Source organism: Paludisphaera soli (genome assembly GCF_011064595.1).
Classification (GTDB): domain Bacteria; phylum Planctomycetota; class Planctomycetia; order Isosphaerales; family Isosphaeraceae; genus Paludisphaera; species Paludisphaera soli.
Genome location: NZ_JAALJI010000149.1, coordinates 1 through 502, shown reverse-complemented (window position 1 = coordinate 502; position 502 = coordinate 1). Strand labels below are relative to the sequence as shown.

The 502-nt window shown below is 69.7% G+C and carries 1 protein-coding gene; it reads left to right on the top strand.

The genetic code is table 11. From position 1 onward, the window contains the following. Window positions 1-502, top strand: a 502-nt coding sequence (locus G6O68_RS32090; RefSeq protein WP_206108304.1) for a sigma factor, incomplete at both ends; no start/stop codon positions are given.

Here is a 502-nt window from a genome sequence, read left to right as displayed (position 1 = left end):
GGGGGCGATGGACGACCGGCCGCGGCGGGCCGATGCGCCTGGTCGACCGCGAGAGCCTGATGCGGCGGGTCGAGACGATTCGGGCCGAGGATGCAGAGGCCGCCGAGTCGAAGCAGCTGACCGAGGGCCAGCGGCGACTCGTCGAGGAGCACGTCGCCTACGCGGAGCAGATGGCCGAGTTCCGAGTCGGCTCGCTGATCCCGCTCGAGGACCGCAAGCAGGACGCCGTGATGGGGCTGATGGACGCGGCCCGCAACTTCGAACCCGACGTCCACGGGGCCAACTTCCGGACCTACGCCTACAAGCGGATCCTCGGGGCGATGATCGACGCCGAGCGGGAGCGGCCGATGTCGATCGTGAAGCTCTCCCGGCTGGCGTGGTCCCGAGCGGACGAAGAGGAGCGGAAGGCCGTCTTCGGCCTGTCGATCGAAGGCACCCGCACGTTCGTCGGCCCCAAGTACGACCCCCGCATCAGCGAGGATCGCAGGCTCGGCCTGCAGAT